The sequence below is a fragment of the Liquorilactobacillus aquaticus DSM 21051 genome (assembly GCF_001436755.1).
Lineage (GTDB): Bacteria > Bacillota > Bacilli > Lactobacillales > Lactobacillaceae > Liquorilactobacillus > Liquorilactobacillus aquaticus.
Window position 1 is genome coordinate 67,766 of record NZ_AYZD01000027.1, and the last position, 19,069, is coordinate 86,834.

At 35.8% G+C, this 19,069-nt stretch carries 15 protein-coding genes; 1 reads left to right on the forward strand and 14 read right to left on the reverse strand.

Annotated elements, in window-relative coordinates; all coding sequences use genetic code 11:
- Nucleotides 1-14: 14 nt before the first annotated feature.
- The 12 genes from FC19_RS09060 to FC19_RS09110 all read right to left on the reverse strand — a co-directional run bounded on the left by FC19_RS09060 (nt 15) and on the right by FC19_RS09110 (nt 15,474).
- A complete protein-coding gene (locus FC19_RS09060; protein WP_057876651.1) occupies nt 15-938 on the reverse strand; it encodes an ROK family protein in 924 nt (307 codons plus the stop codon).
- Nucleotides 939-960: 22 nt separating this feature from the next.
- Complete coding sequence (locus tag FC19_RS09065; RefSeq protein ID WP_057876652.1) at nt 961-2,607, reverse strand: peptide ABC transporter substrate-binding protein; 1,647 nt, start codon at nt 2,605-2,607, stop codon at nt 961-963.
- Between the two features lie 108 nt (nt 2,608-2,715).
- On the reverse strand, nt 2,716-4,032 hold the full coding sequence (locus tag FC19_RS09070; protein WP_057876653.1) for a Sapep family Mn(2+)-dependent dipeptidase: 1,317 nt from the start codon (nt 4,030-4,032) through the stop codon (nt 2,716-2,718).
- 430 nt (nt 4,033-4,462) lie between these two features.
- Complete coding sequence (locus FC19_RS09075; RefSeq protein WP_057876654.1) at nt 4,463-4,744, reverse strand: hypothetical protein; 282 nt, start codon at nt 4,742-4,744, stop codon at nt 4,463-4,465.
- Complete coding sequence (locus FC19_RS09080; RefSeq protein ID WP_057876655.1) at nt 4,744-5,019, reverse strand: hypothetical protein; 276 nt, start codon at nt 5,017-5,019, stop codon at nt 4,744-4,746. Before FC19_RS09080 ends, FC19_RS09075 begins: the two co-directional genes overlap by 1 nt.
- A gap of 535 nt (nt 5,020-5,554) precedes the next feature.
- Nucleotides 5,555-6,700, reverse strand: coding sequence for an alanine racemase (gene alr, locus FC19_RS09085; RefSeq protein WP_420805504.1), 1,146 nt, complete (start codon nt 6,698-6,700; stop codon nt 5,555-5,557).
- A 143-nt stretch (nt 6,701-6,843) separates the two neighbouring features.
- A complete protein-coding gene (locus tag FC19_RS09090; protein ID WP_057876656.1) occupies nt 6,844-8,238 on the reverse strand; it encodes an amino acid permease in 1,395 nt (464 codons plus the stop codon).
- Nucleotides 8,239-8,809: 571 nt separating this feature from the next.
- Nucleotides 8,810-10,267, reverse strand: a complete 1,458-nt coding sequence (locus tag FC19_RS09095) for an ABC transporter substrate-binding protein/permease (protein ID WP_057876657.1) — start codon at nt 10,265-10,267, stop codon at nt 8,810-8,812.
- 739 nt (nt 10,268-11,006) lie between these two features.
- Nucleotides 11,007-13,022 (reverse strand): oxidoreductase, encoded by a 2,016-nt coding sequence (locus FC19_RS09100; RefSeq protein WP_057876658.1) that lies wholly within the window; start codon nt 13,020-13,022, stop codon nt 11,007-11,009.
- 209 nt (nt 13,023-13,231) lie between these two features.
- The gene (locus FC19_RS11520) at nt 13,232-13,372 is read right to left on the reverse strand and encodes a hypothetical protein (protein ID WP_157061300.1); all 141 of its coding nucleotides are present in this window, start codon (nt 13,370-13,372) and stop codon (nt 13,232-13,234) included.
- Nucleotides 13,373-13,390: 18 nt separating this feature from the next.
- Entirely contained in the window at nt 13,391-14,581 is a 1,191-nt protein-coding gene (locus FC19_RS09105; protein ID WP_057876659.1) for an MFS transporter, read from the reverse strand.
- A gap of 14 nt (nt 14,582-14,595) precedes the next feature.
- The gene (locus tag FC19_RS09110) at nt 14,596-15,474 is read right to left on the reverse strand and encodes a shikimate dehydrogenase (protein ID WP_057876660.1); all 879 of its coding nucleotides are present in this window, start codon (nt 15,472-15,474) and stop codon (nt 14,596-14,598) included.
- Between the two features lie 133 nt (nt 15,475-15,607).
- On the opposite strand from FC19_RS09110, the gene FC19_RS09115 reads away from it, so the two are divergent.
- Nucleotides 15,608-16,546, forward strand: coding sequence for a LysR family transcriptional regulator (locus tag FC19_RS09115; protein ID WP_235809361.1), 939 nt, complete (start codon nt 15,608-15,610; stop codon nt 16,544-16,546).
- A 287-nt stretch (nt 16,547-16,833) separates the two neighbouring features.
- On the opposite strand, the gene FC19_RS09120 is transcribed toward FC19_RS09115, so the two are convergent.
- Both FC19_RS09120 and FC19_RS09125 read right to left on the reverse strand, forming a co-directional pair.
- On the reverse strand, nt 16,834-18,018 hold the full coding sequence (locus FC19_RS09120) for an MFS transporter (RefSeq protein WP_057876662.1): 1,185 nt from the start codon (nt 18,016-18,018) through the stop codon (nt 16,834-16,836).
- A gap of 545 nt (nt 18,019-18,563) precedes the next feature.
- Nucleotides 18,564-19,016 carry a MarR family winged helix-turn-helix transcriptional regulator gene (locus tag FC19_RS09125; protein WP_057876663.1) on the reverse strand — a complete coding sequence of 151 codons (453 nt, stop codon included), beginning with the start codon at nt 19,014-19,016 and terminating at the stop codon, nt 18,564-18,566.
- Nucleotides 19,017-19,069: the final 53 nt, after the last annotated feature.

Genomic DNA, 19,069 nt, shown 5'->3' on the forward strand with positions numbered 1-19,069 from the left:
TTAAGTTCTCCTTATTACCGTGAACCGCTTTTGCGACTTTTATCAGTATTAATTAATTTCAGCAGTGGTACAATTGCTCCAACTAAGTTGGCATCATTGTAAAAATGCGCACTAACTATCTTAGGGATCGTAATTGTCCTTTCAGATAAGACTGTTATTTTATGCCATTTTTCAAATGACTCGCGCAATTGCTTTATCAAAAGCGGCTGACTGCTTATTCCGCCGCCTATTGCGAACTTGTCCAAATCAAGAATACTTTGGATGTTATAAATTAAAAGTGCAACCTGATCGCAAAAATCGGCAAAAGCTTTGAACGCATACTCTTCACCTGCCATAATCTCAGAAAAGACCCGCCTGCCATCTGTTACATTAGGCAGTTTCAAGTGTGTTCCAATATCTTCGATCATACCGACAGCCGATAATAATGCCGCCGTCTGTTTAACTCCTGTTGCGCTCTTATCAACAATCATAAAACTAGGCTCGCTTGCAGCAAAATGATTTCCCCGAATTAATTGTCCGTTGAGAAAAATTGACGAGCCAATTCCTGTCCCCAAAACCATCATCGCCGCATTATCTTCGTCCGAAATACTTCCTTGCCATTTTTCGGCCAGAGCAGCACAGTTACTATCGTTTTCGATCGTAACTGGCATCTTGTACTTGACTTGCAGCTCATTGAAAAACTCGCTTTTTTCTAGAAAAGCCAAACGAGCTGAAGAACGCAGCTGCTTGGATAAAGGATCAACAACTCCTGGCAAGCTAAAGCCCACACCCTGAATGTCTTGACCGTGCAAATCAATAATTTTATACAATGATTCTAAAAATTGGGTCTCATCTTGTGTATTAGTTGCATTGGTCCCCTTAATGATGATTTGACCAAATTCATTAATCAGTGCATATTTAAGATTCGTTCCTCCAATGTCTATCGATAAAAAGTTCAATTTGCGGTCCTCCAGTAGCTAATTATTTAAGGTATACCCCTTTGTAATTGTGAGCAGGTCCAGCTGTATTTACAATCATATTTTTAATCTTTTCGTTCTGTAAAAATGAATTTGATTTTTGATAGAGTGGAATGGTTACCTGATCATTCATTAATATTTTTTCTGCTTTAACCATATTGTTCCAACGTATTAATTCATTATTTGATGGATTATTATTGATCTCATCGATTAGCTTATTATAAACCGAATTATCATATCCGCCAACATCGCCTGAATTTCCAGCTTGATAAAGATTCAAGAATGTAATCGGATCAGAAAAATCTGCTCCCCATCCCGAAATAACAATATCAAAGTTTCCTTTTTCTGACCGATCAAGTCTAACTGTCTTGGGAATGTTTTGAACATCAACTGAAAGTTCTGGCAACAGACTTTCCCACTTACTTTGAATAAACTCTGCTGTTTGTTTTGAAGTATCATCATCATCACTCAAAAGACCAATTTTCAGCTTAGATACACCAAGTTGTTTGAGACCCTTTTCCCAATATTGTTTTGCCTGTGTACTGTTGTATGCAACACTTTTCTTAACATACGCTTGAGCTGCAAAGTCTTGGCCCGTTTTAGGATTTTTAGCCAGATCTGCCGTTACAAATCCCTTAGCAGGAAGTGACCCATCACTTAAAACCTTCTTAGTCAGTTGGTTACGATCCAAAGCCAAAGAAAGTGCTTTGCGGATGTTAGGGTTATTAAATGCCGCTTTTAAACTACTATCTGTTGGATTTTTTAAGTTAAATTGAAGATAGATAGATGTCGCTGATTTATTCAAAACATAATTTTTCGATTTCTTTTCATTTGCTACTTGGCTTCCCAACAATTGAGTTTGATCTAGTTTGCCTGTTTGGAAAAGGTTTAACCCAGTTGATGGTGATTTTACTACCCTGAAATTAATCGAGGATAGATGAACTGACTTCTTATCCCAATATTTACTATTTTTAACTAACTTCCAATTGCCATTCGTCCCTTTCCAGCCTTTCAAAACAAATGGACCATTTGAAATCGTCTTTGCTGCACTAGTACCATATTTAGAATTATATTTTTCAACGGCTTGCTGGTTCTGAGGATAGAACACAGGCATTGCCATTAATAATTTAAAATAAGAAATTCTGTGTTCTAATGTTACCCGAACTTTATATTTGCCCAGTGATTTAATACCTAGCTCTTTATAATTCTTTTTGCCATTCATGATTGCATCGGCATTTTTAATTCCAGAATAAAGATACGCATACTCTGAAGCTGTTTTTGGATTGATCGTTCTTTGCCATCCATAAACAAAATCTTTTGCTGTTAACGGCTTACCATTACTCCACTTCGCGTTTTTACGTAATGTGAATGTATATGCTAACCCGTCCTTAGAAGTTGTAATTTTAGTTGCCAATTCTTTCTCAATCTTACTGTCTTTTCCTAATTGCAAAAAGCCCTCACCTGTATTTTCCAGCAATTGCATACTGGTTGTATCAGACGCATGAGCCGGATCCATCGTTTGCAGATCACTACTCACTGCTAAGTTTAAAGAATTTTTTGTTTGCGTCTGCTTATTTCCGCAAGCCGCCAGTAACCCTGTACAAACCACCAAAGTCCCTAGTAGTGTTCCCAATGTTTTTTTTGATAGCATTAATGTTCATCCCCCTAAAAAAATTATTTTAATTTACTTTTAATATATTAAAATAAAATTAGAAAAGATGCAATTGATTTTTAGGCTATTTGTAATCTTTTTTTAATTTTAAAGTTTGTATTCCCTTTCAGCTAACTTTTTCAAAGTCAGGTATTCGATAGCAATTATCTTTTCCCAATCTGAAACCTTCAACCATTCATTTTCCTTATGTGCAATTCCTCGCTGTCCTGGGAAAGAAGGACCGAAGGCAACTATGTTGGGAAGGAAACGCGCATATGTGATGCCTGTAGTTGTCACGGGAGTTCCCTCCAATCCCGTGACATTCTCATAAATTTGTTGCATAACTTTGATCCCTGGTGCTTCTGGATTGTAGTAAAGTGGCGCAAATTCCTGATTGATCGTTAGCCGACCATTATTTGGCAATTGTGTTTTTAGTTGTTTTAATAGCTTCTCTTTAGTTAATTCAATTGGATAGCGAATAGAGAAATTAATTTTTAGTTGTTTGTCAGCGAGAGCAATTCCGTAAACACTGCATTGCAACTCCCCTGACTTTTCTCCTGTAAAAGCAATCTTCAATCCTTTTCCTTTTGAATCTTTAGTTGCTCTGTACAGCCACTCCATGATTGCTCCCAATTGTCCGGGTAAGTTTCGCTGATCTCGTGCCATCTCTAGCAGAGCATTCTTCCCGAGATCGGGTGCATTACTAGGTGATTTCTCCCCGAGATACGTTTTTACTTCCCCCGATAGAAACTTAACAATAACCTTGTCTGGAATATAGCTTGGGGAAAACGCTCCTTCAATTTTTGACAATACTTTATCGCTGCTATCACTAATATCCGCAATCAAGGACATCCGAAGCATCCCTCTTTCAGCGTAAACGACTGGATATTTTCCATCTGGGGTAAAACCTGCTAATGGAGGATCTTCAACTAGATTATAGGTTTTCATATCCGAACTTCCAGACTCTTCATCTGTCCCAAAAATAATTCGAATACTTTGTTCAGGTCTAAACCCATCCTCTTTCAAGAGTGCCAAAGCAAATAGCGCTCCCATAATCGGTCCTTTGTTGTCCAGAACCCCTCGGCCATACATGTAATCTTTTTTTATAGTTAAGTCAAAGGGTGAAGTCTTCCAACCTTGCTTTGGAGCAGCTACCACATCTAAATGCCCCAATGCCGCAACATAATTATCATTTTTCCCAGTCAACTCAGCCCAACCTACTTGATCATCCAACTGTTTGGTTTTGAGACCTAATTTGTGAGCAATCACTAATGCTTGCTGCAATGCTTCTCGTGGTTGTTTGCCGAACGGTGCGCCTTTTGCTGGTTCTCCTTTAATGCTTGGAATCCTAATGATTTTAGCTAAGGATTCTTGATAAATTGGCATATTTTTTTTGATCTTGTTTTTTAATTCTTCTACTTTCATTTCTCAATATCACTCCATCCAGGATTATTATTAGACATTTTTAATATTATCACACATATTGTAATTTAAATGAGGTTTTTTTAATAAAAGTTCATTTAGACCATTTATTTTTCTATCTATAGTTATTTAATATCAAAATTTTTTTACCGAAAATAGAGACTCACCTATTTAAGAAAGTTACTTCAAACACTCAAAGAGACCTATTCTGCTCAAAATATTCAGAATAGATCTCTTTCATTTTATATACTTATAGCTGAATAAAACTTAACCATGTATATTATATTTCCAGCAAATGCGGTAATATTGCCTATGAAAAAAGTTCGTGCATTTGTTAAAAAAATGTTTTCGCTAAAAACAACATCATCTAGTTGTCAATGGCGTTCAATTTTTGCATTCTTTTCGATCTGCTACATTCAAACCATGGTACCTCTCACTTTTTATACCGTGTTCTGTCTAAATAGAAACGTTCAACTTCAGAAACTAAATAACGCTGCCTTTCTAGAATTATCTTTTGCGCTATTTTCTTTTCATCTGAGTTCTCATCAGAAACACTTATCTGTCTAAGTTCATCATCAGACAAATTGTTTAAGCGCCTAAAGAGCTTTTTTGCTAAACGTTTTTTTATGATTTTTGTTCTAAAAAACATAAAATAAATTATAGCTGCCGCCAACACTAATATAAAGAGCAGGAGCATCAGAACCAACGTTTTCATTAAAGATCATCTCCTTGCTCGACTATATCGTTTTTATGCCTGATTTCTTCTATCATTCTTCGTATACTACGTTCACTGTAGCCAGTCTCATGAACGAGTTGACCGATTGTTTTTTTATGAATATCCGTTTCCACCATACTCTTTACATATTCCCTTGAAATGAAACGCATTGGAAAATTAATTTTCATACCTGCAAAAGATTTCCATATCAATTTTGCGTCTTTCTCACCAACCAGTTCAGCTAATTCTTGATAAACCCCGTTATATTTATCCAAATTCTTATACCCCCTTTTTAACCTGCATCCTAAATTTATAATAGCCACACCTAACCGCCATTTCGCGTGGCATTGCCGTTATTTTTTTACGAAAATTTTTATCCTCCCTTGCTCAAAAAATAAAAAACACCGATGCCTGCTACATCAGTGTTTAATCAAATAATATATATTTAAAAATTGGAATCAAACAATTCTAGCGTAAAACTCCCTAATGCTTATTTATTGTTTTGTCCCCACCTCTTAAAACAATAAATTCTCTCAAAACCTGATGCTTGACCAGTCTATGAGACTTGTCTATTGAGCAAGTCATTTTTGAGAACATTTAGCTCTAATAGCTTTTTACTTTTTGATCAGCTGACCGGTTTCCTTACTGTTCAAACTTTTATTTGCCAAGTAGAGACGACACAAAAAAGCTGATTCAAAACATAAGTTTTAAACCAGCCCTCTTATTTTTAACCTCACATTGTATAAATTAACATATTTCAATGCGAAACCTAGTTTACGGTTAAGGACAACTTCTTAGAGTCTCGCATCGCTACAAGAACTCTGAACTCTCCTCGTATATTCTCGGAACACGTGGACCTAACCTAGTTACAACCTCACATTGAGCTGTCTTAGCATATTTTGCAATAGCTTGGACTGTAATCTTCTTGTCCCCATCACTTCCAATAAGTACAACTGGAGTATTAACATCATATTTGTGAGGCAACCTGACCATGAATTGATCCATACAGATTCTGCCAACAATTTCACAGAATTGATTATCTATCAAAACGTGAAATCCCTGCAGACAACGTGGATATCCATCGGCATATCCAATGGGAAGTGTTCCGATCCACTCATCTTTTTTGGCAGTATAAGTAGCTCCATAACTAATAGATTTGCCGGCACTCAGATATTTAACAAATGAAAGCTTAGTCGTTAATCTTAAGGCAGGCTCTAGTGTATAGGGAAGCTCTAATTCTCCGTCTGATGGATCTAAGCCATAAATTCCCATACCCAAACGAATCATATTGCCATTACATTCTGCATGAAACAACGAAGTTGCAGTATTTGACACATGAATATATTTGGGATGTAAAGTCAGAACCTGCATAAACTGATGCCATCTTTTACACTGTTCATCAAAATACGTTTGTTTTAAACCATCAGCGGTAGCAAAATGTGTAAAAACACCAGAGAAATCAAACTTTTTAGTATGCAATCTAATATAATTCTCTGCATTCTTAAATTCCGCTGGACTTTGAAAACCTATCCGTCCCATACCTGTGTCTAGTGCTAAATGAATTTTTAATTTTTCGGCCTCTAAATAAGGCTCTGCCATTTTAAGCCATTCAATATCTCCAACAGCCAACGAAATATCCAAAGAACTAGCCAATGCTGCCCATCTAGCATCAACAATTCCCAGTACAAGCACAGGGGCTGCAATTCCATTGTTGCGCAATATTAAAGCTTCATCCAAAGTAGCAACACAAAAACCCTGTACACCTGCTTTTAAACAAACATGAGCAACTTCAAGCATCCCATATCCGTATGCATTTGCCTTAACAACAGCAAACACTTTTGTATCTGAATCAATTGTTTCAATTTCTTTATGAACATTATGGTAGATTGCTTCTAAACTGATGTGAGCGGCCGTTGGTCGATGCGCTGATAACATTTGTGGTTTTCTTAGTAACATAAACAGCTCACTCTCCATCCAATTATAGTGAAAATTACCTATTTTAAATGAATCAGCAGCAAATATTTTAACAAAAGTCCTCTAAAATCATTCTTTATTAAACACTTAAAAATTATAGGCGTCCGATAGAAAGTTCAAATTTTTTACTCAGCTTGTTCATGCGAAACAGCTGTTTTCTCATGGAAGTACATTACTCCTCCAAAACCGACCGTCCAAATAATCGCACCAATTGCACCGATAATATCTTCAGGGATAAAGAATAAACTTATAAAAATAACTAAGAAGAAAGCGATTGTTAAAGGACTGGTAAATCTGTACCCAGGCATTTTAAAACCATTCGGTAAATAATCGTTTGATTCTCTGTACTTGCGATGTGCTAGCATTGCTAAAGTATAGACAATAATATACATATCACTAGAAACACCTGTTACTATTGTAAAAATAGACGTAGTCGCACTAGTTAAACTCATAATTGGTGTAATTAAAACTAAGGCCGCAGAGAGCAGAATCGCTGGTGCCGGAACACCGCTTTTTGAAATTTTGGCAAAATTTCTAGCCATAAAACTATCCTTAGGAACTTCGGTTGCAAGTTGATAGAAATGACGTCCGGCAGAAAAGATACAGCTATTAAGTGATGATGCAGCTGAAGTCAAAACCACAAAGTTGATAACCGCTGCTGCTGCAGGGAAGCCAGCCAACTTAAACACCTGAACAAACGGACTGCTGTCTGCAGATAATGATGTCCATGGAATAATACCCATAATAACAATTAACGCCCCTATGTAAAACAAGAGGATTCGCAATAAGGTTTCGTTAACAGCTTTTTTAATAATAACATGTGGGTTTTTAGCCTCACCGATTGTGATACTGACAAATTCAATTCCTTGAAAGGCGAAAAAGACCATTGGGAAAGCAGAAATGAAGTTAAAAGCGCCGTGTGGGAATAAGGTATAATTATGAAAAATATTTCCAACAGAAGCGTGACCTAATGGAGTCGCAGAATGACTGAACATCATAAAAACACCTGTCACAATTAGAGCAATAATAGCAATGATTTTAATCATAGCGAACCAAAATTCCGCTTCTCCGAACAGCCGTGCCGCAATTAAGTTAACGCCCGCTAATACACCTAAAAATATCAGTTCGACTATCCACGAAGGTATATTTGGAAACCAGAATTTCACATAAGTTGCCGTTGCTGTTAACTCAGCCATACAAACAAAGACTAAACCTATCCAGTAAGTCCAGCCTGTGAAGTGACCAACGGCCGGTCCCAGATAACGCGAAATAAATGAAACAAAAGTATGCTGGGATGGATCAGAATAAAACATTTCACCGATTGCTCTCATCATAAAGAAGAAAAACAATCCTAAGGCCAAATAAACTAACATAACTGAGGGACCTGTTTTTGAAATAGTACTTCCTGCTCCTAAGAACAGCCCAGTTCCAATCGTGCCTCCAATAGCAATCATTTGAACATGACGGTTACTTAACGCTCGTATTGTACCATCTTGATTGGTTGTGTTTTTTTCTTTCATAAAAAAGATCTCCCTCCGAATGAGAATGCCCCAAGATATTACTAATCAATTTGTAATATCTTTAGTCAAGTATACCACTTTTTAATTTGCATGTTACTTTTTATAACATTAATTTAAAAAGATTTATATCAAAAACATAATCCCTTCAAATTTTATTTTTTGAAAGTTTATCGTTGATATTCTTTCAAAAATTAATAAATTATTTTTTATTTATTGATATGCACACATATACCCTCTCAGTTTTATTGAATGCTCTCCTTCAGAAATGCTATGCATAATTAAATTGCTTTCCTCAGAAATGAGGCTTTCAAAGTACCTTTAATCTCTCCTTAAATCACAGTAATTATGAACAGGTAACATCTAACAAATAAAGTTCAGCCCCCCTCAAAGGATGCTGAACTTTATTTGTTTTATTCCATTTGCCCTTAAAATATTTCTTTACTAACAACGTTCACCTTGGCATCTAAACTCCAATACAACTCACTTTTCCAGGTTTAACACTACTCCTAATGATTTTAATGGCCTCATTTTATCAAACTGTTTGCTTAGATCTTTTATTTTGACAACTTTTTTATTCACGGGAACGTATTTTTTTCTCATAGTGATTCAGAATTCTAGTCAGAATAAAGGTAATTACAAAATACAGAAGCATTGTAACAAAAATTGGCATTATTCCACGATAGGTATTTGCACGCACCAAGTTAGATTGATAAATCAAGTCAGTAACCCCAATGATTGAAACAATTGAACTTTCTTTTACTAAAGAAATGAATTCATTTCCCAAAGCTGGCCAAATATTCTTAAATGCTTGCGGAAGAACCACAAACCTCATTCGATCACGACGAGACAATCCTAGACTTGCTGCAGCTTCGTATTGACCCACAGCAACTGAATCAATCCCTCCTCGAATAATCTCAGCAACATATGCTCCACTATTTAATGAGATCGCAATAATACCTGATAATAACGCTGAAATATTGATTATCGAACCAATCCCAAAATAAACAAACATTACTTGCACCATCAATGGTGTTCCTCGTACAAATTCGACATAGCAAAGCGAAATCGCATGAAACAGCTTCATCTTAGTAAATCTCATCAATGCTAAAGTAATCCCCAACAGGACACCAAAAATCGAAGAAACAATTGAAATAAATAAGGTATATTTTACCCCTTTAGCAAAATAGTCTGAATAATTCCACATTGAAGTATTGACTGTGTTAAGCTTCATATCCTTACCCGCATTTTTCAAATATCCATCAATTTTGTTGCCTTTTTTTATTTTTTTAATTGATTTATTAACAGCTGCTTCAAGTGCAAAAGAATTCTTTTTAAATGCAACTGCTGCACCTACTTGATTTTTATCAAGTTTATATGTAGCCGGCACAATCGCCAAACCGTTATCATTAGAAGCATATGCTTTAGCAACCGGCTTCTCTACGCCAACTGCTTCAAGTTTGTGAATCTTCAATGCTAGTATCAAATCTGGGGTCTTGTCCATACCTTTAACAGTAGTATTAGCTAGATTGGCTTTGGCTAAATTATATTGCAATGAACCCGTTTGAGCCCCAACCAATTTTCCTTGAAGAGACTTCTGATTTGGAAACTTTGAACTATCCGACTTATTAATCAGAAAAGATTGCCCACCTAAATAATAAATATCTGAGAAATCAACACTTTGACGTCTTTCATTAGTTGGGTTAATTCCGCCGATCGCCATATCAGCTTTACCCGTTTCAATTGCAACTAGAAGCGAATCAAATTTCATACTTTTAACAACTAGTTTCACGTGTAAATCTTTGGCGATTTGCTTAGCAACATCAATATCCATCCCAGCTATCCTATTTTCACCATGCTTATTAACTTGAAACTCATAAGGCGGATAATCCGGACTGGTAGCAACTACTATTTTACCGCTTTGTTTTATTTTCTCTAATGAATTGTCTGCAGCCTGAACGTGTAAAGTACTCAAGCTCCAAAAAGTTGCAAAACCCAGTAACAGCATCAAAAATTTTATGAATTTTTTCATTTTAACCCTCTCCATTCCCCAAACAGATTCTCAATAATTAACCATTTAATACCTTACATCAATATTTATAAATATGCAATATTTTTTGGTAATTAATAATTTTTATGCATTTTAAATTATTGAATTACTTTTTCACAAGATCAAAATCAACTTCCAGCAGTATCGTCTGCTACTCCACATAACAATGATCTCCAACTTTATATTATATTAATAAGCATTGCTGCAACAACTCTAAAAAACAAATCCGAGACTTCAACTTCACTAATTTTCAAATAAAAAGTAATCTTCATTTTAATTTCACTGGCATGCATTTTTTTATGCTCCAATGAATGAAATATACATTTACAGTTGTACTTCAACTGCAATTTTTCTACCCCCTTCGGCGATTCCAGCATTTTAATGAGTGAATAGTTCTCCCAACTTGCGTAAAAGTTATTGCGTTGCTGTTGCTTTACAAGGATTCTGAGCGTACCTTTTTACTTTAATTACGAATGTCAATGTAAAAATAAAAAAATCCGGGTAAAGGACGATAAATCCTATTCAATCTTATATTTTTCCAAAACGTTTATATATTCAGCAAAAAAACGCATAAAAAGACCCAGCTTCCACATAGTGAAAACTGGGCCTAATATAGCCTATCTGTTGACTTTAAAGTTTTTTTAACAACGTTCAACTTGTCATTCACATTCAGTTGTCCATGTTGAAAAAAATTAACTTCACTACATCTATCAAAATTTTGCTAATTCTTCACAAGATTTTTTCTTGCATCGAGCAAATGAACTTCATTAAGAATACGCCGTGCTTCTTGTGTTCCTTCATAAATTCTGCGTGCACGCTTTGAGTCTCCAATGTTAACTAAACTGATACCCAATTTTTCAGCATATTCATTTAAATCATGGTTCATCAAAGGTGAGTAGCTCCTCATTCCCAAGCACACAAAAGCTTTGTCAAATTTTATTTTTAATTTTTCACCATTTTGAGACACCTCAGCAGATTCATCAGATATGGATTCAAGTTTAGTTTCTACATATTGCTTAACATTGTATTTTTTCAATAACTCTTTCATCCCTAATTTAGTTATCAGATCCAGATCTTTACCTATCTCAGGCATCATTTCAACCATCGTAACTCGGCTTTGACGATGTTCTGTAAAATATTCCATGACATCTAATCCCACTGCTCCGCCGCCAATAACTAAAATATCTTCATTATTTTTTTCAAATGCATCCATATTTTCTAGAAGATCGAAAATATCAAATACATGCCGCTCTTTTTTGCTCTGAGTTTCTTTTAATCCGCTAATAGGTGGTAGAAAAGGATGGGCTCCAGATGCATTAATGATCATATCAGGTTCTTGGCTTTCGATCTTATCTAGTGTTGCTTTCTCGTTCAAGTGAATTTCAAGATTTTCCAATTTCTTTGCCCGATGAACCAGATACACAACATAGTCATCAATTCTTTTTTTATCTGGGAGACGAGCTATTTCATGTGCCAATCCACCTAAAAAGTTTTTCTTTTCATATAAAACAACTTTAGCTCCGATTTCTGCAGCCGAGCAAGCAGCCTCAAGTGCAGTAGTCCCGCCACCAATAACTACGATCTTTATTGGGTTTTTAAGCTTATCTTTTTTATATTCATCTTCATTAATTACATCTGGATTGACTGTACAACGAATTGGAAGCCCCTTAGCAATTCGATGATCAGCACATCCAATATTACATGAAATACACTTGCGCAGTAATTTTTCTTGCCCAAACTGAACCTTATTGACCCAATTTGGCTCAGCTATCAAACCTCGTCCCATTGCAATCAAGTCTGCATCACCATTTTCCAAAACTTGTTCTGCAATTTTGGGTGAGCGAAAATTTCCAGAGGTAACTGTTACTTTATGGAACTTTTCTTTGACAGCTTTCGCCATAAATGAACGCCAACCGTCAGGCAGGTTCATCTTATCGATCTGATACTGTAAGTTGTCATTAACAGCAGCAGATACGTTTAAAATATCAGCTTCTTGATTGAAGTATTCCAACAAGTTTAATGTATCTTTTAATGAGTTGCCATCATTGATAAATTCTTCAGCACTAAATCGCACTGAAATCGGAAACCGTGAGCCCACTGCTTTTCTGACAGCAATTAAAACTTCTCTTGCAAAACGTGCACGATTTTCTGGCGATCCACCATACTCATCTTTTCGATGATTGTAATGTGGAGATAAGAACTGATCTAACAGATAGCTATGACCAGCATGTATTTCCACACAATCAAAACCAGCCCGTTTAGCCCGTGAAGCAGCCTCCTCATACTTGTTCACAATCAGCTTGATCTCTTCAACCTTCAAAGGCCGCGGACAAGTCATGCCCTTTTTAGAGGCAACATCTGACGCAGAAACGGGTTGCAGACCATCTAAACGCAAACCAGTAGCAGATGCCCCAGCATGATTTATTTGGACAGAAGTGCACGCACCAAAAGAATGCATTTTTTCGTTGAACTTCCACAACCCCGGCAGATACTGATCATTATCCATCCGTAACTGTGTAGTCCCGTTAGTGCCCATGGGATAATCAAAACAAACGTTTTCCAAAGTAATCAATGCGGTCCCGCCCTTGGCACGTTGCTCATAATACTTGATATGTTCGTCCGTAATAGTTCCGTCATAATTAGCGAAATTAGTACCCATGGGGGGCATAATAACTCTGTTTTTCAGTGTCATACCATTAATAGTAATTGGTTTAAAAAGGCGTGAATACTTTAGCATAGTCTTCTCTTCTCTCTTTCTTTTAGCTTAATTTTAAGTCCTCAAGTTCTTGTCTTAAATGTGCTAGCTCAATTTGATCTGGGACTGATACCTATGTCCTAAAAGTAACCAGCAGTGCTGTTTCATTCAGAATTTTACGTAGTTTTTGTGTTCCAGCTTGCAATTTAGATTTATCCATAACACATAATGTCTTTAAAAAAATCAATTCGCTATTCGACCATATCTGGTTTTTGCTGAGCAATCGTCTGAGCTTGTTCCGCAATTTCTTTCATCGATTTTTCGGTAATTGGTACTGCAACTTTAGGTCTACCGCTTCCTAAAATAAGTTTTTTTATCTGAACTGTTTTCATGTTTGGACACGTCTTAATCTATTTTTTCCTGAAGAGCCGGCGATATCGTAACGTGATCAACGTGGTGATTATAAATCCAGCCAAAGAGATAAAAACATCAAATAAAATAATATTGCCCATATTTGAAGCCATCATGCTCGTAAATAACGGAATAGTAAACGATGCAATTGAACCTGCTGTGTAAAAAGCTCCTGTAATTGTTCCCTTACCATTGGGAAAGAAATCTGCCATAACGGTCAGTCCCAATTGCATTACCCCGCCAGCTGCAGAGAAACCAACAACAAATGACATTACGGAACAAATTACCGGATTTGGAAAAAGATACATCACTAGCAGTGATAGAAAGGAAATCAATGTGTAAACACTCAAAAAGCTGATTTCCTTAACTGTACGCCGAGCTAACGCTGCTGTTACAAAAACACATACTAGCGAACCAATACTATAGTAACTGATTAGTGCATGAGCACCCGTTGCGCTCATCCCCGCAGCTTTTTCGCCATATTCGCTGAGCCACTGACTAACTAAATAAAAAGTAGCTTGCGAAATATATCCGTACAGAATAAACAACGTTCCATCAAACCAAAAATTTGCTTTTATGTCGGAGATGATCTTTTTTTTCTCGCTTTTTCCCTCTTTTTTAATTTCAGACACTTGTGGAAATTTGCCAGCCATAAGCATAAAAATGCCATTTATACCCAGAATTACGATACATAGGATAAATGTCCAGCCAAACCAAAGGTCACTAGAAATTAAAAAACTAATCAGCAGAGGTAAAATGAATTGTCCACCTGAAATAAAAGCTTTAATAATGACATTGGCAGTTCCTTTAGAATCAGGAAACATTTCCATCAATGCTGGATAAGTTCCAGAATCAAGAAATGAATTAGCAATTCCGGCCAAAACGCCAAAAATATATGCTATAGCTACACTCTTACTTAATATAATTCCAGCAAAAAATAGCAAATATGTTGCAATGCCAAGCAGCACAAAAGGTTTACGTCCAAATCGATCAGACATGGCTCCTGAAGCAAAGAGAACTATCAACCGGCCAATCCCCAGTGAGGAAATAACTATCGCGACTCCTGCTGTAGTAGTACCCCACTGCTTAGCCAAGAAATTCATATTCTGTGCTAGTATAATAACTCCGAAACCGTGCACAAAATAATTTAAATACAAACTGAACGCAGTGGGCATATATTTATTTTTCATCTCTGTAGCTCCTCTTATTTATCTTCTTTAAAAAGTAATTCTCTAATGTATTCAACAGGCATACTTTTACCGGTCCAAAGTTTGAAAGCTTCTGCACCTTGCTCAAGTACCATCCCAAGACCATTAAACACATGTGTAACACCCGCTTTTTGTGCAACTTTCATCAATTTAGTAGTTCTCGGGGCATATACTGTATCATACACAATAATGTCTTTTCGGAACCAGCCTGGATCGATCACAAGTGTTTCATCTTCCAAAGGTTTCATTCCTACACCAGTTGAATCGCAGTAAATCGTACTATCAGCAATTTCTGATCTAAAGTCTTCCCGATCTTCTAAAGTATGCAGTGTAGCCTTGCAATTTGTCTTTTTGTTTATAATATCAACATTTCGTTCAGCATTATCCCAGAATTTATCTTTTGCATTGAAAATAGATATTTCAGCCACACCGTCCAATGCTGCTTGAACTGCAATTGCAGTTCCCGCACCGCCAGCGCCGCTCAAAGTCATTTTTTTACCTCGAATGTCAAGGTTCTCATCTTCAAGCGATTTCATAAATCCCGTTCCATCTGTTGTGTAACCTGTTAAAATCCCATCATCATTAACTATAGTATTGACTGCACCGCATAACTTTGCAGCCGGATCAAGCTTATCTAAATAAGGAATTATTTTCTGCTTATTCGGCATGGACACATTCGATCCACGCATATCAAGTGTTCGAATTGCCTTAACAGCATCACTCAGTTTGTCATTTGTGATATCAAAAGCAAGATATGCATAGTTTAAACCTAATTTTGCAAAAGCATTATTATGCATCATGGGTGACATTGAATGCCTAATAGGATAGGCCATCAGCCCAATTAAAATTGTGTGTCCATCAATACGCTCTGTCATAAAAAATCCTCTCCTTTAACAAAAAAACTATTTTTTGTTACTCAATTCACATATAATGATAAACGCTTACTTATATAGAATAAATAAATATTTCTTGATTAATCAATAGAATTTATCTATGATTAATAAGGAGGTGTTATATTTGAATTTACGTCACTTAGAATTCTTTAGAGATCTAGCACACACACAGCACATGTCAAAAACTGCTGAAAAGCTTGGAATATCCCAGCCTTCTCTTAGTTATGCAATTGACAGTTTGGAAAAAGAACTCGGATTTCCTTTATTTAAAAAAAATGGCCGCAACATTAAATTGACACATCTTGGAAAAATATATCTTCAATTTGTTCAAAAAGGATTAGACGAAATTGATCGTGGAAATGCTCTTCTTCAACGTCTTTTGAATGTTAGTGAAGGTACCGTTAATCTTGGCTTTACGTATACTCCTGGGCAAAGCCTAGTTCCAGAAATCATTAGAGCTTTTCAAAAGGAAAAAGCAAATCGTAAAATATCATTTAACTTCATTCAAGGAAACACGCAACAACTCTTAACTGCACTGTTGGAAGAAAAATGCGATTTTGTTTTTTCTTCTTTTAGCAACCATGTTGGAGCCTTGAATACAACTGATATCTTTGATTTCCGCCCACTCATTCAGCAGGAAATTGTTCTAGCTGTTCCTGCCGATCATCCATTGGCTCGCTATAAAAATATTAATATTGAAGATCTTGCGCAATATCCCCTTATTTATTTTTCAAAACAAAGTGGCCTAAGACCCTTAATTGATTCTTTATTTAAAAAACATGGTTTAAAGCCCAAAATACTATTTGAAATCGAAGAAGACCACACGATCATTGGATTTGTCAGACAGAGTTTGGGTATTGCTCTAGTGCCTCGTTTGTTGCTTTCAAACTACGATTCAATCAAAATGCTTCACATCAATGAGTCTGCCGCAAAGCATCAATTATATCTGGTGTTAAAAAACAATTATTTTTTAACACCCTCCGCATCAAAAATGCAAAACTTTATTACTGAGTACTGTTTCAAAAACTTTACATCACAAAATAAAATGATTTAACAATAGCTCTGCTTTTTAATTTAAAGCGTCTAGAATTAATCCATTCGGAAAATCAAAATTTTATATTTAAACAAAGAAAAGGTCTGAGTCAAAATATAATTTTACCTCAGACCTTTTTTAACTCTGTATTATATAAATTAACGTGTTTCAATCGCCAATTTATTTGTTAGCTAAAAATCACTCGCAATCAGAACTGTTTTCTTCATAATCCATCAGTATTTCTCAAAATGTTCCCCACTGAATCACTCAGCTTTTTTAATTATTCTTAATCTACTAATACTCACTAATTATAAATATTTTTTCATCGCAACTATTATTAGACTACAGACCAGCCCCATTGCAGCAATGCAGACATCAAGCCACATAATATTATGAACGTTTGTTCGAGAAATAATTCCAGTAATTAAAGGGATTGTAAAGGAAGCAACACCGCCAGCAGTATAATAGATTCCAGTAACAACTCCTTTATGCAACGGAAACAATGAACTCATAACTGTTAATCCAATCTGCATAACTCCACCAGCTGCCGTAAAACCAATTATAAATGAACCCCAAGTCATAATCTGGGCACTTGGGTATGCAGCCATCAGGAGCAAAATAACGAATGAAATCGTAGTATACCCACATATCAGCCATGTTTGTTTTACCATACGATTTACCAACATTGCATTCACAATTACTCCAATAATGGAACCAGCACTATAAATACTGACAAGCATTCGTGCATGCATCAAATCCAGATGCACAATATCCTCACCATATTTAGTCATCCACTGACTGACTAAATAAAAGGTTGCCATGGAAATATAGCCGTAAATAGTTAAAACTATCCCTAGAAATATTCGCTGCGTCTTTTTTCCCTTTGCTTCTACTCTAGGAACCGCGATTGTCGAAGATGATTTTGTAGAGGTTCCTACAGGGAACTTTCGCTTTAATAAAAAAAGAAAGTTCCATATCAAAATCAATGTACACACAACAAACGACCATCCGTACCATAAAAAATTTTTTTCCAATACCCCAACTAAAATAGGTAATAATAGTTCCCCTATTGATGCAAAGGCTTTAATAACAATATTAGCAGTTGACTGAGCCTTTGGATACAATTCCATTAAAGCAGGATATGTTCCTGAATCTAGAAAGGAATTAGCCATCCCAGCTAACACACCAAAAAAATAGGCTTGTGTTATATTGCCACTGCATATAATACCAATAAAAAAAGGAATGTATGTCAGCACGCCTAATTCAACAAAAATTTTGCGCCCAAAATGATCCGATAAAAAACCAGAAACAGATAAAACCAATAAACGCCCTATTCCAAGAGATGAAATAACATATGCCACACCTGCAGTATCCACACCCCATTGATTTTCTAATGCCAACATATTTTGCGCTAAAATGACAATTGCCATCCCATGCACAAGATAATTCAAATATAAACAAAGAGTTGTTTTTAGTCTTTCCCGCTTAACCATAGTATTCACCCAGACCTTGATAGATTTGAATTGAGTAACAAAGTTTGAATGCTCACTGGCTCACGTTAATATTAAAGTAATATTAATGAATAATCAATAACGCAAATGTGTTATTAACTATGTATTTTTTAGATTATCAAAGATAGGTAGTATAATATTATGCGACTACAAATTTAATCTAAATCATTAATAAAATCTACACATCACACAAAATATATTATCATCATAGGAACAAAAAAGACTGCAACCTAATTTCAACCCCGATTATATTGTTACTAAAGTAACTTTAAATATATCTGAAGTACAGAGTTCATCTTTTAATTGCTTTCCTCAACGAACTATTTGCAGCCACCTGTTGCGTGCTTAAATGAATTCTCCATCAGACCAATTCGCCTCAAATTAGTGGAAAGCCAAGCAGGCTAGCCTGCACTTAATCTAATATCAGACGCCAATTCAACACAAACATAACTCATTAATTTGCCAACAAGAGGCTCTCCGTCAACTCCTAAAGCTACGGGTTGAATAATTTGCCTGACAATATATTATCATTTTTCTTGAGGTTTTAGTGATGTTCCAATAATACTGGATGCTAGTTTATTTAATTCTGAATAAAGAACTTGTTGGTTTTGACAATTTGCTTTTTTTAGTTGTTCTTGCCACCAACTTGTCAACAGTTGGCTAATTTCATGACAAGCATTTTGTCCTTTGACGGTTAAAACGATCCAAGTATTCCTACGATCATTTACATTAATACTCTTTTTAATATACCCATTATTAGTTAAAATCGTAAATTCTCGACTAACTAGACCTTTGTTAATAGCGAGTTGAGTTGCCACCGTTTTAGCGGTTACTTTTTGATGTTCATTTACAAAAAGTAAAAGATTAACATTCGAGGCGGTTAAGCCAGGTAAATTTAACCGATGATTCAAAGCTGTCATGGACGCCCTTTGAATAATACCTACGTATCGTCCAAGCTGATTTATTTTTATATCGTTCAAGTAAAAGACCTCTATTCCTAAATGTCATTATAAACAAATTCAGTTGACAAATA

Excerpts from the sequence above, each read along its gene's own strand:
- FC19_RS09065 (WP_057876652.1), bottom strand. The coding sequence starts at position 2,607 with ATGCTATCAAAAAAAACATTGGGAACACTACTAGGGACTTTGGTGGTT.
- FC19_RS09070 (WP_057876653.1), bottom strand. The coding sequence starts at position 4,032 with ATGAAAGTAGAAGAATTAAAAAACAAGATCAAAAAAAATATGCCAATT.
- FC19_RS09075 (WP_057876654.1), bottom strand. The coding sequence starts at position 4,744 with ATGAAAACGTTGGTTCTGATGCTCCTGCTCTTTATATTAGTGTTGGCG.
- alr (WP_420805504.1), bottom strand. The coding sequence starts at position 6,700 with ATGTTACTAAGAAAACCACAAATGTTATCAGCGCATCGACCAACGGCC.
- FC19_RS09090 (WP_057876656.1), bottom strand. The coding sequence starts at position 8,238 with ATGAAAGAAAAAAACACAACCAATCAAGATGGTACAATACGAGCGTTA.
- FC19_RS09095 (WP_057876657.1), bottom strand. The coding sequence starts at position 10,267 with ATGAAAAAATTCATAAAATTTTTGATGCTGTTACTGGGTTTTGCAACT.
- FC19_RS09100 (WP_057876658.1), bottom strand. The coding sequence starts at position 13,022 with ATGCTAAAGTATTCACGCCTTTTTAAACCAATTACTATTAATGGTATG.
- FC19_RS11520 (WP_157061300.1), bottom strand. The coding sequence starts at position 13,372 with ATGAAAACAGTTCAGATAAAAAAACTTATTTTAGGAAGCGGTAGACCT.
- FC19_RS09105 (WP_057876659.1), bottom strand. The coding sequence starts at position 14,581 with ATGAAAAATAAATATATGCCCACTGCGTTCAGTTTGTATTTAAATTAT.
- FC19_RS09110 (WP_057876660.1), bottom strand. The coding sequence starts at position 15,474 with ATGACAGAGCGTATTGATGGACACACAATTTTAATTGGGCTGATGGCC.
- FC19_RS09120 (WP_057876662.1), bottom strand. The coding sequence starts at position 18,018 with ATGGTTAAGCGGGAAAGACTAAAAACAACTCTTTGTTTATATTTGAAT.